General features: G+C 63.9%; 13 protein-coding genes and 1 tRNA gene. 7 read left to right on the top strand and 7 right to left on the bottom strand.

The genetic code is table 11. The annotated features are described in order from the left end of the window. The 3 genes from AC1DMY_RS04835 to AC1DMY_RS04825 form a co-directional block, all read right to left on the bottom strand. Complete coding sequence (locus tag AC1DMY_RS04835) at window positions 1-684, bottom strand: carbonic anhydrase (protein WP_477163856.1); 684 nt, start codon at window positions 682-684, stop codon at window positions 1-3. Window positions 685-894: 210 nt separating this feature from the next. Further along, window positions 895-1,245 carry a hypothetical protein gene (locus tag AC1DMY_RS04830; RefSeq protein ID WP_477163855.1) on the bottom strand — a complete coding sequence of 117 codons (351 nt, stop codon included), beginning with the start codon at window positions 1,243-1,245 and terminating at the stop codon, window positions 895-897. A gap of 214 nt (window positions 1,246-1,459) precedes the next feature. Beyond that, window positions 1,460-3,094 (bottom strand): hypothetical protein, encoded by a 1,635-nt coding sequence (locus AC1DMY_RS04825; RefSeq protein WP_477163854.1) that lies wholly within the window; start codon window positions 3,092-3,094, stop codon window positions 1,460-1,462. Between the two features lie 213 nt (window positions 3,095-3,307). Here AC1DMY_RS04825 and rnt point away from each other — a divergent pair, with 213 nt between their 5' ends. The 6 genes from rnt (at window position 3,308) to phoU (ending at window position 9,112) form a co-directional block, all read left to right on the top strand. Continuing rightward, on the top strand, window positions 3,308-3,967 hold the full coding sequence (gene rnt, locus AC1DMY_RS04820; protein WP_121879218.1) for a ribonuclease T: 660 nt from the start codon (window positions 3,308-3,310) through the stop codon (window positions 3,965-3,967). 405 nt (window positions 3,968-4,372) lie between these two features. After that, complete coding sequence (gene pstS / locus AC1DMY_RS04815; protein WP_477163853.1) at window positions 4,373-5,407, top strand: phosphate ABC transporter substrate-binding protein PstS; 1,035 nt, start codon at window positions 4,373-4,375, stop codon at window positions 5,405-5,407. A 181-nt stretch (window positions 5,408-5,588) separates the two neighbouring features. Then, entirely contained in the window at window positions 5,589-6,608 is a 1,020-nt protein-coding gene (pstC, locus tag AC1DMY_RS04810; protein WP_199727911.1) for a phosphate ABC transporter permease subunit PstC, read from the top strand. Then, window positions 6,608-7,483 carry a phosphate ABC transporter permease PstA gene (gene pstA / locus AC1DMY_RS04805; protein WP_046970450.1) on the top strand — a complete coding sequence of 292 codons (876 nt, stop codon included), beginning with the start codon at window positions 6,608-6,610 and terminating at the stop codon, window positions 7,481-7,483. The genes pstC and pstA overlap by 1 nt, the downstream gene beginning before the upstream one ends. Further along, on the top strand, window positions 7,476-8,291 hold the full coding sequence (gene pstB, locus AC1DMY_RS04800) for a phosphate ABC transporter ATP-binding protein PstB (RefSeq protein ID WP_121879214.1): 816 nt from the start codon (window positions 7,476-7,478) through the stop codon (window positions 8,289-8,291). Before pstA ends, pstB begins: the two co-directional genes overlap by 8 nt. Window positions 8,292-8,377: 86 nt before the next feature. Beyond that, complete coding sequence (gene phoU / locus AC1DMY_RS04795; RefSeq protein WP_121879212.1) at window positions 8,378-9,112, top strand: phosphate signaling complex protein PhoU; 735 nt, start codon at window positions 8,378-8,380, stop codon at window positions 9,110-9,112. Between the two features lie 165 nt (window positions 9,113-9,277). Here phoU and sugE read toward each other — a convergent pair whose 3' ends face one another. The 4 genes from sugE to rnr all read right to left on the bottom strand — a co-directional run bounded on the left by sugE (window position 9,278) and on the right by rnr (window position 13,437). Continuing rightward, window positions 9,278-9,601, bottom strand: coding sequence for a quaternary ammonium compound efflux SMR transporter SugE (gene sugE, locus AC1DMY_RS04790; RefSeq protein WP_477163852.1), 324 nt, complete (start codon window positions 9,599-9,601; stop codon window positions 9,278-9,280). 292 nt (window positions 9,602-9,893) lie between these two features. Then, window positions 9,894-10,181: a CBU_0592 family membrane protein gene (locus AC1DMY_RS04785; RefSeq protein ID WP_477163851.1), complete on the bottom strand. Its 288-nt coding sequence runs from the start codon at window positions 10,179-10,181 to the stop codon at window positions 9,894-9,896. Beyond that, complete coding sequence (gene rlmB / locus AC1DMY_RS04780; protein ID WP_477163850.1) at window positions 10,178-10,924, bottom strand: 23S rRNA (guanosine(2251)-2'-O)-methyltransferase RlmB; 747 nt, start codon at window positions 10,922-10,924, stop codon at window positions 10,178-10,180. Before rlmB ends, AC1DMY_RS04785 begins: the two co-directional genes overlap by 4 nt. Next, a complete protein-coding gene (gene rnr, locus AC1DMY_RS04775) occupies window positions 10,921-13,437 on the bottom strand; it encodes a ribonuclease R (RefSeq protein ID WP_477164190.1) in 2,517 nt (838 codons plus the stop codon). Before rnr ends, rlmB begins: the two co-directional genes overlap by 4 nt. Before the next feature lie 282 nt (window positions 13,438-13,719). Here rnr and AC1DMY_RS04770 point away from each other — a divergent pair. After that, window positions 13,720-13,804: transfer RNA gene (locus AC1DMY_RS04770), tRNA-Leu, on the top strand. The last annotated feature ends 58 nt before the right edge of the window (window positions 13,805-13,862 follow it).

Raw genomic sequence — 13,862 nt, 5'->3', positions numbered from 1 at the left:
TTAGGCAGCCGACGGAGTGGGAACCGCGAAGCGCGCATGCGGCGTCGCCTCCGGAAAACCCGGCTTGCCCGGTTCGATCTGCACAAAGCGACCGTGTTGTGCATCGAAGCCCTTCAAACTGGCGTGCTCGATGTCATAGACCCAACCATGGATGCGCAGTTGCCCGCTGGCCATGGCGGCCGCCACGGTGGGCAGCGTGCGCAGGTGTTCCAGCTGGCCCACCACGTTTTCCTCGGTGAGGCGACGCAGGCCTTCCGCACCCTGCAGACCGGGGCCGTTCTGATCGACCACATAGCGAGCGACGTCCGCGTGTTTCATCCATGCCGCGACCGACGGCATGTCCTGCACCAGCTCGGGGTGCTGCAGCGCCTTCATCGCGCCGCAGTCAGAATGGCCGCAGATCACGATATGGCTGACCTTGAGCACCTTCACCGCATACTCGATGGCCGCCACCACGCCGCTCACGTGCTGCGCATACGGCGGCACGATGTTGCCGATATTGCGGTACACGAACAGCTCGCCCGGCTGCGCGGAAAACATCAGTTCCGGCATCACGCGCGAGTCGGCGCAGGTGATGAACATGGTGCTGGGGCTCTGCCCCGCCGCCAGCTTGCGAAACACCTCGCGCTGCGCGGGAAAAACCTCATTGCGGAACTGTTCGAAACCTTCGATCAAACGCTTCATGCAAATACTCCAGACAAGACTCGGGTACGACGCCCACGGCGCAACGCGCGCCAGACGAGGCGACGAAAAATAAGAACAGATGGCCAGCGCCACGCGCAGGCACGACTGACGCGCCGCGGTAGCGGATCGGTTTACAGGCGGGACCATCGGAGGCGGCGAGCCCGAAGGCACGCACGCACGGGGAACGCGTGCCGCTTCAGCGGCTGCGGATCAGGCGACTTCGGGTGGGCGCAGCAGTCGCGCGGTATCGTGCAAGCTCAGCTCGTCGTGCAGCGAGCGCGGAGCGTGGTGGGGCAACGGCGCCCACAGGTAAGCCAGATCGAACGGATGGAGGATGTCGTCCATGCCGTTGCTGGCGTTGTCTTCCAGCGAGCAGTGCTCGCTGTCATCGGCCGAGCTATCGGCAACATCATCGACCATGGCCAGCGTGGCCATCGCCTTGTCAGCCGACGATGCCGGCGACAGTTGCGCAGGACGGACAGGCGTTCCGACCAGCAGCAGCAGGCCGAACAAACACGCCAGAAACGCGGCGAAACGAGAGCGGTGGAGACGCGAAGTCATGCCGCGACGTTATCGGAAAGCGCATGAAAATCGCAAGACCTTGCGAGAGAACAGCGGTGCATTTTTCTTGCTTGCGGCAGCAATCGTTCATCTTCGTAGCGCACTGTCACGACGCGGAAATACCCGGCCACAAAAAGAAAAACGGCGGGCCAGAGCCCGCCGTTTGTCCGTCCTTGGGTAAAACTCCCTTGCGATAGCCGTACCGCCGATCCGATTAGAACGGGTAGTAGCGGAAGGAGGTGAAGAACATGTTCTCCGTGGCCTTCGGCGAAGCAAGGCCATTGGCAACCGGACCGCTCACGCCATTGATGAAGCCCTGGCCCGGGAACGCTTCCTTCTGGGTGTACGAGTACTGTGCACCGAACTGCATGCGACCGAACTTGCCCTGGTAGAACTTCCACCAGAAGCCCGCCGTGCCCTGCCAGATCTGGCGAGCGTTGCCCACGCAGTTGCTGTTGCCGGCGATGTCGCAACCGCTGTTGTTGTAAGCCGGGTTGCCATAGCCCAGGGCCACGGTGCCCGCGTTGTAAGCGGTGAAGTCCTTCTTGCTGGCAGCTTCGCGGCCGCCGAACAGATAGATGTCCAGATCCGGATTGGTGTGCCAGGTCAGACCGGTCAGCATCATGTTCTCCTTGATCGGAGCCAGATTGCCGTTCGGGCTGAAGGTCACGTCGGAGAGCTGGGCGCTGCCGTAACGGCCGATGCCCTTGCCCGACATGCCGGAGAACTGCCAGTCGAGGGTCTTGTCGATCAGCGGCAAGATCACGCCCAGACCCCAGCCACCGCCGTAGGTGTTGTGGTTCTGGTAGCTGCCGTTGACGGCATAACGGTTGTAGAAGGCGCGGCCGAGGCCGAACAGTTCGTAGTGACCGAAACCCGGGTCAGCCGCGAACTTCACCACCACATCGGGGATGTGGTTGAGCGACAGCGTATTGGCCGAGTCGAAACCCGAACCCGCGGTCATGTTGTAAGCCGTCTGCTGCACCGGCGCCTTGGCCTGGTTCGGGCTCGAATAGAACGTGGTCTGCGGGTTCTCGATGGAGACGCCCAGCCAGTACTTCTTGTCCCAATCCTTGACCAGGCGGATCTGCGCCTGACGCGCCCAGGTGAAGCCCGGGATGTACTGCGCGTCGATCTGCGGCGGCATCTGCTCGCCGCGCGGCATGATGCCCTTGCTGTTGAGCGTCAGCAGCGACCAGTTCTGGCCGGCCAGCAGGTGCAGGCCCGAGGTGTCCCAATCGGACGTCAGGTACACGTTGCGGATACGCGGGTTGAACGAGTTGCTCTCGTTCGAGTTCGCGGTCTGGGCGCCGCCCAGGAAGTCCAGTTCGATGTAGCCAGCCAGATGCGTGGTCGGATCCACGTCACCCTGGGCCAGGGCCGAGAGGCGGCTCTGACGCGCGGTCATGCGGAACTCGTTCATGTGCGCGGTCTGCACGTTCTTGTACGGCATCGAGCTGTAGTTCGATGCGATGTCCGCGCCTTCATTGGCCGAACGGTAGATCGATTCGGCAGCGAGGAAGCCGCCGAGCGTGATGTTCACGCCCTTGTAAGCGATCTTGTCCTGCGACTTCTTGACGGTCGCGTCGGTCGTGGCGACCTGCTTCTGCACCTGCTCCACAGCCTGGCCAGTCGACACGTTGATGTCGGACTGCGCATCAGTGCGCTGCTCGAGCTCGACGACCTTGGCCTGCAGGGCCTGCAGCTGGGCCTTCAGCGCTTCGATCTCGGCGTTCTGCGTCGACTGCGTGCTGGTCTTGGTGCTGGCGCCGGCCGGGTCGGCCATGACGTGGAAGCTGGTAACGCCCAAACCGGCAGCAATGGCCACCGCGAGCAACTTGGAACGCATGGAATATCTCCGCATGTAGGTAAGAATCACCTGGACCGCCCCCTTCGATCTCCGGCCGTCCAAGCAGGTTCGGAGCGCAGGATGGGCTTCGGGCTTTACCGTTACATGGACGTTATGTGACAGAACAAAGACATGCGTTCGCGCACGTACGGATCTCGCGCCCCCGTTGGGCTGCCGACCCGAGACCGCCAGCTCGGCTGATATGCTTAGGCGATGGATAAGCTCAATAACAGCATGGCCGGCCGCATGGCCGAGCGCTTCCGCGGCTTCCTGCCGGTCATCGTGGACGTTGAAACCGGCGGCTTCGATGCCGAGCGCGATGCGCTGCTGGAAATCGCCGCTGTCATATTGCGCATGACCCCCGAGGGCTATCTGCAGCCCATGCCGGCGGTGTCGGCGCATGTCCACCCCTTCCCCGGCGCCAATATCGACCCGCGCGCACTGGAGATCACCGGCATCGACCCGGACAACCCGCTGCGCGGCGCCCTGGACGAGCGCCTGGCGCTGGACCATGTGTTCAAGCCGATCCGCGACGCCATGCGCGACATGGATTGCCAGCGCGCCGTGCTGGTGGGCCACAACGCGGCGTTCGACCTGGGCTTTCTCAATGCGGCCGTGCGCCGCGTCGCCCACAAGCGCAACCCGTTCCACCCGTTCAGCTGCTTCGACACCGCCACGCTGAGCGGGCTTGCGTTCGGCCAGACAGTACTGAGCAAGGCGGTCCAGGCCGCAGGCATTCCCTTCGATACGCGTGAAGCGCATTCCGCCATTTATGACGCGGAGCGGACGGCAGAGCTGTTCTGCACCATCGTCAACCGCTGGCGCCGGCTGGAAGAGTTCGAGCGGGACCAGATCGGCATCGAGTCGCTTTAGAAGAACAGTCCGGCGGCAGAAAAACAGCCCGGCGGCTTGGCGAAATCGCCGCTACTACCCACTGCATCGCTGCCCCTCACCGTCATTCCGGCGAAAGCCGGAATCCAGTGCCTTTTGAGGCAGTGAAGAGTGAAAGGCGCTGGATTCCGGCTTTCGCCGGAATGACGGTGAGGGGTTGTATGGCCAGCGGGGACGCCAGACACCCTTCCGGGGCGCCCCGCATCCGGCTCGCGTTAAATCGGACCATCTGGCTTCCGCCACATTCCCCTACCAGTCAATGCTTTATGACAAACACTTGTCCGCTGTCATATCGCTGAAACATTGAGCTCATTTCATTGCAACACGACGCGCATGAAATAACGGCGGGCGGGAATCCCCCGAAACCCTTATCGCTAAGGAGCAACCGTGTTGATCTCAACCAAATCTCTGACTCGCATCGGCACGGCCGCGGTGTTCGCGACGGCCTCGCTGTTTGCCATGGGCGCGCAGGCGACCGACATCACCGGCGCTGGCTCGAGCTTCGTCTACCCGGTGCTTTCGAAGTGGTCCGCGGGCTACGCTGAAAAGACCGGCAACAAGCTCAACTATCAGTCCGTCGGCTCTGGCGCCGGCGTGGCGCAGATCAAGGAAGGCACCATCGACTTCGGCGCCACCGATGCTCCGGTGAAGGCTGAAGACCTCGCACAGTTCGGCCTGGGCCAGTTCCCGGTCGTGGTGGGCGGCATCGTGCCGGTGGTGAACATCCCGGGCATCGAAGCGGGCCAGGTCAAGCTGGACGGCACCACCCTCGCCGACATCTTCCTCGGCAAGATCACCATGTGGAACGATCCGCGCATCGCTGCGATGAACGCTGGCGTCAACCTGCCCTCCAAGAAGATCACCGTCGTGCATCGCTCGGACGGTTCGGGCACCTCGTTCAACTTCACCAACTACCTGTCCAAGGTCAGCACCGACTGGGCCAGCAAGGTCAAGTTCGGCACGGCCGTCGAGTGGCCGACCGGCGTGGGCGGCAAGGGCAACGAAGGCGTGTCGCAGTACGTGAAGCAGATCGTCGGTTCGATCGGCTACGTCGAGTACGCCTATGCGGTTAAGAACAAGATCAGCTGGGTGAACCTCAAGAACGCCGCCGGCCAGGTGGTTGCGCCGAGCGCCGACGCGTTCGCCGCTGCCGCCGCCACGGCCGATTGGGGCAGCGCCAAGGACTTCAACGTGATCATGACCAACGCCTCCGGTGCGCAGGCATGGCCGATCACCGCGACGACCTGGGTGGTGATGTACAAGAAGCCCAAGAACGCCGAGCACACCAAGGTGGCGTTCGAGTTCTTCAAGTGGGCGCTCGAGAATGGCCAGAAGGATGCCGCGTCGCTCGACTACGTCGCGCTGCCGGACACCCTGGTCAAGAAGATCGAGGCTTACTGGAGCACCGAGTACAAGCACTAAGCCTGGCGTCTCGCCGGTCACGCTACGGCAACCGGCGAGTCTTAAGCTGATGGCTTGACCGCACCACGACGGCCGCCCGACTAACCTCGGGCGGCCTGTTGCTGAAAGGCGCCCGGAAGCGCCATCCATCAACCAGCCGGCACCCACCGGACTGGCCTGAATGCCGAGGAATCCTCCGCACATGCAAGCGAACGTAGGCGCCATCGCCTCCTCCGTGCCCCAGGAAGCGCGCGCCCGACGCGACGCCCGGAACGACCGCCTGTTCAGCTGGCTGCTCAAGGGCTGCGCCCTGCTGGTGCTGGCCTGTCTGCTCGGCGCCGCCGGCGCCACCCTGTGGGGCGGCCGCCACGCATTCGGCACGTTCGGCTGGCACTTCCTGGTCAGCGATGCCTGGGATCCCAGTTCCGACACCTACGGCGCGCTCGTGCCGGTGTACGGCACCATCGCCACCTCGTTCATTGCCCTGCTGCTTGCCGTTCCAGTGAGCTTCGGCATCGCGCTCTACCTTTCCGAAGTGGCGCCGCCGTGGCTGCGTACGCCGGTGGCCTCGGCCATCGAACTGCTGGCCGGCATCCCTTCGATCATCTACGGCATGTGGGGCTTGTTCATCTTTGCGCCCTTCTTCGCCGACCACATCAAGCCGTGGTTGACCAACTACCTCGGCGACAAGCCCGACGACGGCAAGCTGTCGTGGGTGGCCCAGCACGTGCCGTTCGTCGGCAAGCTGTTCGGCAGCGACTATCCGTTCGGCGCCAGCATCCTCACCGCCGGCATCGTGCTGGCCGTGATGATCATCCCGTTCATCTCCTCGGTGATGCGCGAAGTGTTCCAGACGGTGCCTACGCGCCTGAAGGAATCGGCGTATGCGCTCGGTTCCAGCACCTGGGAAGTGTCCTGGGACATCGTGCTGCCGTACACGCGTTCGGCGGTGATCGGCGGCATCTTCCTCGGTCTTGGCCGCGCGCTGGGCGAGACGATGGCCGTCACTTTCGTGCTCGGCAACGCGATGAAACTGTCGCCGTCGATTCTTGATCCGGGCGCGTCGATCGCTTCCACCATCGCCAACCAGTTCAGCGAGGCTGCGGGCCTGCAGAAATCCACGCTGATGGCGCTGGCCTTCCTGCTGTTCGTGGTGACCTTCATCGTGCTGCTGATCGCACGCTGGATGCTGCGACAGATGGCCCATAAGGAGGGTCGCTGATGGCTACCGATTCGAGTCTCTACACGCAGCGCCGCATCAAGAACATCATCGCGCTGTCGCTCAGCGTGGTGGCCACGTTGATCGGCCTGATCTTCCTGGCGTGGATCCTGTGGGAAACGCTGCGCCAGGGCATCGGCGCGCTGCGCCCGCAACTGTTCACCAAGATCACCGCCTATGGCGAGGACGGCGGCCTGCTCAACGCCATGGTCGGCAGCCTGACGGTGAACATGATCGGCATCGTCATCGCCACGCCGATCGGTGTGCTCGCCGGCGCGTGGCTGGCCGAGTACGCCAGCGGCACCAAGCTGGGCGAGTCGATCCGCTTCCTCAACGACATCCTGCTGTCGGCGCCGTCGATCGTGCTTGGCCTGTTCGTGTACACCATCGTGGTGCTGCCGAGCACGGCGCTCACCGACGGTTCCACCACGTTCTCCGGCTGGGCCGGCGGCATCGCGCTGGCATTGATCGCCCTGCCGGTGATCGTGCGTACCTCCGATGAAATGCTGCGCCTGGTGCCTTCCACCCTGCGCGAGGCCTCGCTGTCGCTGGGCATTCCGCAGTGGAAGCTGACCACGCAGATCCTGATCCGCGCCGCACGCTCGGGCATCATCACCGGCGTGCTGCTCGCGCTGGCCCGCATCAGCGGCGAAACCGCGCCGCTGCTGTTCACCGCGTTCGGCAACAACTATCTGACCTTCAACCCGTCGGACAAGATGTCCAGTCTGCCGCAGGTGATCTACCAGTACGCCAACGATCCGGGCGAAGGCTTGCACGCCATCGCCTGGGCCGGTGCCTTTGTGCTCACCATGTTCGTGCTTTTGCTGAGTCTTGCCTCCCGTCTGGTCCTTTCCCGCAACAAGGTGTCCCATGACTGAGTCCGCCGCCGCCGGCATCCACCCGCAGTCCGCGGCCACGCACGCTCCGCTTGCGCCGACCAAGATCAAGGTGCGCGACCTGCACTTCTACTACAACGGTTTCCATGCGCTGAAAGGCATCAACATGGACATCCCGGAGAAGAAGGTCACGGCCATCATCGGCCCCTCCGGTTGCGGCAAGTCCACGCTGCTGCGCATCTTCAACCGCATCTATGCGATCTACCCCAAGCTCGAGGCGAAGGGCGAGATCGTGCTGGACGAGGAGAACATCCTCGACTCGCGTTATTCCATGAACCGCCTGCGCAGCAAGGTCGGCATGGTGTTCCAGAAGCCGGTGCCGTTCCCGATGACCATCTTCGAGAACGTGGCCTACGGCATCCGCCACCACGAGAAGCTCTCGCGCGCCGACATGGACATCCGTGTCGAGCAGGCGCTGCGCAGCGCCGCGCTGTGGGACGAGGTGAAGGACAAGCTCAAGCAGAGCGCGCTCGGCCTCTCCGGCGGCCAGCAGCAGCGCCTGTGTATCGCGCGTGGCATCGCGCTGAAGCCCGAAGTGCTGTTGCTGGACGAACCGACCTCGGCGCTCGACCCGATCGCCACCGGCCGCATCGAGCAGCTGGTGGAAGAACTCAAGAGCGAGTACACCATCGTCATCGTCACCCACAACATGCAGCAGGCGGCCCGTTGCTCGGACCTCACCGCCTTCATGTACCTGGGCGAGCTGATCGAATTCGACCGCACCGAACAGATCTTCACCAAGCCGGGCAAGAAGCAGACCGAGGATTACATCACCGGTCGCTTCGGCTAAAACGTACGCCACTCCCTCTCCCCTGCGGGGAGAGGGTCGGGGTGAGGGGTCACGGAACCTCACCTTCCATAGATAGGGAATCCCCCATGAGCGGCAGCAGCAAAGAACACATCATCAAGAGCTACGACGACGAGCTGACCCGCCTCACCGGCGAAATCGTCCGCATGGGCGAACTTGCCGTGAGCCAGCTGGAAGCAGCCATCGACGTGATCGACCGCCGTGACGAGCGCGCTGCGCAGCACGTGGTCAACAACGACGACGCCATCGACCTGCTCGAGCAGGAAATCAGCCACGACGTAGTGCGCCTGCTCGCGCTGCGCGCGCCGATCGCCGGCGACCTGCGCAACGTGTTCGCCGCGCTGCGCATCGCCGCCGACATCGAACGCATTGGCGACTACGCGGCCAACGTGGCCAAGCGCTCCATTCCGCTTTCCATGGTCGCGCCGGTAAGCCCGACCAACGGCCTCGGCTACCTGGCCGAGCTTGCCGCACAGGAAGTGCGCGACGTGTTGATCGCCTACCGCGACCGCGATGCCGAGCGCGCCTACCAGGTGTGGAAGGACGATGCCGAGCTGGACGAAGCCTATACCGGCTACTTCCGCCAGCTGCTGACCTACATGATGGAAGATCCGCGCAACATCACGCCGTGCACGCACCTGCTGTTCATGGCCAAGAACATCGAGCGCATCGGCGACCACGCTACCAATATTGCCGAGAGCATCTGGTATCAGGTCAATGGCGAGCCACTCACGGCGCAGCGCGCCAAGCGTGACTTCACCTCCAACCCTGAGCTGACCAAGCTGGGCAACAAGCCCGAGTAAGCGACGGCCTGGTTGTCCCGGCGTGGAACAGCCACATCAACATCCCTCACCGTCATCCCCGCGCAAGCGGGGATCCAGCGCCTTTCTGCCGTTTAAAGCAACGGCACTGGATTCCCGCTTTCGCGGGAATGACGGTAAGGAAGTGCAGCCCCGGGTGCATCACGATCAGTGCGCGCCGCCGGTCAGCTTCAACCCCAGCATGCCCAACACCACCAGCCCCACGCAGGCCAGCCGCAATGGCGAGGCCGAATCGCCGAACAGCACGATGCCTAGTATCACCGCTCCCACCGCACCAATACCGGTCCAGATCGCGTAAGCCGTGCCGATCGGCAGACTCTTCACCGCCATGCCAAGCAACATGATGCTGGCGAGCATCGCCGAGGCCGTGATGACGCTCGGCCACAGGCGCGTGAAGCCTTCGGTGTATTTCAGTCCAATCGCCCAGACCACTTCGAGCAGTCCGGCGAGCATGAGATAAATCCAGGGCATGACGCGCTCCTCTGGATGAGAGCAGGGCCGTCCCTGCCGAAAACACTTGCGTGCGGGGCCGTCCCCGCAGACCGGCCTCATTGCGAGGTCGGTCAGGCCATTCTACCGGCCGTACCTGAAGGAATTCCTCACGATATCCGCAAATCTCAAACCTCCATTCTTCCCCTCCGTCATTCCGGCGAAAGCCGGAATCCAGTGCCTTTGCCCTTCAGCTAGTGTGTGGAAAAGGCGCTGGATTCCGGCTTTCGCCGGAATGACGGTGAGGGGAATCAAGGCGATGACCGAAAAACTGTCAGGGCGTGAACTTGCTGCCCAGTTCGCGGGCTTCGCGACGTACGCGGGCCGAATGCATGATGCCGAAGATGCCGATCACGATCCAAGCCAGCTCCATCAGCAATGCAGGCCAGTTGATCGCCACGCCGAACAGCAGCGACAGCACCACGCCCAGCGCACCAAACACGTTCATCAGCTGATAGACCAGGCCATTGCCGTGCAGCTTGCGTGCCTGCAGCAACAGGAAGGACGACAGCACCAGCACCACACCGATGTAACCGGCCCAGTCATACCAGAAGAACGTCATCGCTTTTCACTCCTTTGTCGCAATGCCTCGAACAACACGATGCCCGTGGCCACGGACACGTTCAGACTTTCCATCACGCCCGGCATCGGAATCTGCGCCACGAAATCGCAGGTCTCGCGGGTCAGGCGGCGCATGCCCTCGCCTTCGCTGCCCAGCACGATGGCCACCGGGCCACGCATGTCGATGCTGTAGACGGAAGTCTCCGTATCCCCGGCCAGACCGGTGATCCACACGCCGGCATCCTTGAGCGTGCGCAGCGCGCGGGCCAGGTTGGTGGCGGCGATCAGCGGCACACGATCGGCGCCCCCGGCGGAGGCGCGTCGCACCACGGGCGTCAGGCCCACGGCGCGATCCTTCGGCACGATCACCATGGTGGCACCCGCCGCCGCCGCGCTGCGCAGGCAGGCGCCGAGGTTGTGCGGATCGGTGACGCCGTCGAGCACCAGCACCAGGGCGTTCTGACCTGCCTCGGTGAGAAGCCGCTCGATGTCGTTTTCCGAAGCCATCGGCGGCGCTTCGTAACGCGCCACCACGCCCTGGTGACGGGCCTCGCCCGACACGCGGTCGAGTTCATCGCGCGAGCGATGATGCACGGGAATATTCAAAGCCTTGGCGCGGGTCGCCAGCTCCTGCACGCGCGCGTTGCGCTGGCCTTGTTCCACCAGCACTTCGCGTACGCGCGCGGCGTCGTTGCTCAGCGCGCCTTCGACCGGGTTGATCCCGACGATCCAACTGTCACTCATCGTTTGCCTTTCTTCTTTCCAGCTGTCGGTGCATTTGTGGTGTCTTTGGGCGCAGCGGCTTTCGCCTTGCGGCCCTGCGCGGCCGCCTTTGCCTTGGCGAACGCCCCCTTGGCAGCGGCCTTGGCCTTGGCAAAGGTGCTCTTGCCAACCGGCGCCTTGTCGCCGTCACGCGCGGCGGACTTGCGCTCCGCTGGCGGCAACGACGGCAGGGGTGCCGCGGGGGCGGCATTATCGCGCGCCGCGGGGCGTTCCGTCCCGCGCTTGACCTTGGGCAGCGAATAACGATCGCCGGCGGCGGCGTAGTTGTAGCGGCGCTCGCCGCTGGGCGGGGCCACGATTTCCTTGCCTTCCTTGCGCGGCGTGACCAGGCGGAAATCGATCTTGCGGTCTTCCAGGCTGGCTCGCAGCACCTGCACACGCACGTGGTCGCCGAGGCGGAACTGCGCGCCGCTGCGCTCACCCTTCAGCAGGTGACGCACCGGGTCGAAGTGGTAGTAGTCATTGGAAAGCTGGCTGATATGCACCAGACCCGACACCTTCGACTCATCCAGCTCCACGAACAAACCAAATGAAGTCACACCCGTGACGGTGCCTGCGAACTCGCTGCCCACGTGCTTGGACATCCAGGCGCACTTGAAGCGCTCGTCCACATCGCGCTCGGCCTCTTCCGCACGGCGCTCGCGTTGCGAGCAGTGCACCGCCATCGCGGCCATCTCGCTCGGGGTATAGCTGTACGCCGTGGGCTTGCCGCCGCCAATGGCGTAGCGGATCGCGCGATGCACCAGCAGATCCGGATAGCGGCGGATCGGCGAGGTGAAGTGCGCGTACGCCTCCAGCGCGAGGCCGAAGTGGCCGCGGTTGTCCGGCTGGTACGCGGCCATGCTCTGCGAGCGCAGCAGCACCGACTGGATCAGCTCGCGCTCGGGGCGGTCGTGCACCAGGCGGAGAATGTCGGCGTAGTCGCCTGGCGTCACTTCCTCCACCGGTGGCATGCGCAGTTTGAATTCGCGCAGGAAATTCTGCAGATCCTCGTACTTCTCGGCCGGCGGCGGTTCGTGCGCGCGGAACAGCGCGGGAATCTTTTTCTTTTCGAGGAACAAGGCCGCCTGCACGTTGGCGGCGATCATGCATTCCTCGATCAGCTTATGGGCGTCGTTGCGCTCGGTGGCGCCCATGGTTTCCACTTCGCCGCGCTGGTCGAGGCGGAATTTCACCTCGGGCGTTTCAAAGTCGATCGCGCCACGACGCTTGCGCTGCGCCGCCATCAATTTGTAAAGGCCGTGCAGATGCTCGATCTGCGGCATCACATCGGCCAACTCGTGGCGCGCGTCGGCATCGTTGAGGCCGATCGCCTGCCACACGCGGTTATAGGTGAGACGCGCATGCGAACGCATCACCGCGTTGTAGAACTTCGAGCGGACGACCTCGCCTTCTTCGTTGATCACCATGTCGCACACCATGCACAGGCGTTCGACCTTGGGGTTCAACGAACAGATGCCGTTGGACAGCGTCTCCGGCAACATCGGCACCACGAAGCCGGGGAAATAGGTGGAGGTGCTGCGCTCGTAGGCTTCCTTGTCGAGCGCCGAGCCCACCTTCACGTAATGCGAGACATCGGCAATGGCGACCACCAGGCGATAGCCGCCGCCACGCTTGGGTTCGGCAAATACCGCGTCGTCAAAGTCGCGCGCGTCGGCGCCGTCGATGGTCACCAGCGGCAGCGAACGCAGATCCACCCTGCCCTCGCGCTCGGCAGCCGTCACCTGCGGCTCGACCTGGGCGGCGTCGCGTATCACGGCCTCGGGCCAGTCGTGCGGCAGGTCGTGGCTCGCGATGGCCATCTCCACCAGCAGCGACGGCTGCAGGCGTTCGCCCAGCACGGCGCGGATCGCGCCCATCGGACCGCGATGCGGCGTCGGCGGATCGGTGATCTCGGCCACCACGATCTGCCCGGAACGGGCGCCCATGTCCTGGCCGGGCACGATCATCACGTCCTGATGCACGCGACGGTCATCGGGCGCCACCAGAGTGACGCCGTTTTCGATCACCACGCGACCGACCAGTCGGGGAGAGCGGCGCTGCAATACTTCGACAATCGCGCCCTGCTTGCGACCGCGCCGGTCGATGCCGACCACGCTGGCCAGCACGCGGTCACCGTGCAGCACGATGCGCATCTGCTGGGGCGAGAGATAGAGATCGTCGCCGCCGCCATCCGGACGCAGGAAGCCGTAGCCCTCGGCATTGGCTAGCACCACGCCTTGGATCAAGTCCAGCTTGTTGGCCGGCGCATAGCCGCCGCGACGCCCCAGCAGCAGCTGGCCGTCGCGCACCATGGCGCCGAGGCGCTTGCGCAGGGCGTTGAGATCGTATTCGTCGAACAACGAAAGCGCTTCGGCCATGCGCGCTTCGGTCAGCAATTCGCCGCGCTGTTCGAGCAGCGCGAGGATGGCCTCGCGGCTGGGAATCGGGCGCTCGTAACGCTGCGCTTCGCGCTCCGCGTGCGGATCGCCCACCACGCCTTCGCGCGGGCGGCTCGGCTCCACTGCCGAGCGACGGCCGCGGCCGCTGCCGCTCTTGCCGTTCTTGGGCGTGGGCGCCTTGGAACCCGGCTCCGGCTTACTGCTGCGCGGTTCTTTTTTTCTGGTCACTTCCTATGCCTTTTTAGTTGGTTTTATGGGGCTTGCGGACCCGAGGAGTGTCGGTCCGAAAAAAATCCGTGAAAGGATAGTTGACAACCCACCGACACATGCCTAATCTACGCGGCTCACGCAGCCCAAAAAGCTCACGTGACACCTGCCCAGGTGGCGGAATTGGTAGACGCACTAGTTTCAGGTACTAGCGGGTAAAACCGTGGAGGTTCGAGTCCTCTCCTGGGCACCAATTGTAGACGAAGCCCGCAGCGATGCGGGCTTTTTCGTTTCTGGCGTCAGGCCGTCAC

The sequence above is a fragment of the Dyella sp. 01L423 genome (genome assembly GCF_056399945.1).
The sequence above is the reverse complement of the archived record's forward strand: the minus strand, read 5'-3'. Positions and strand labels throughout refer to the sequence as shown.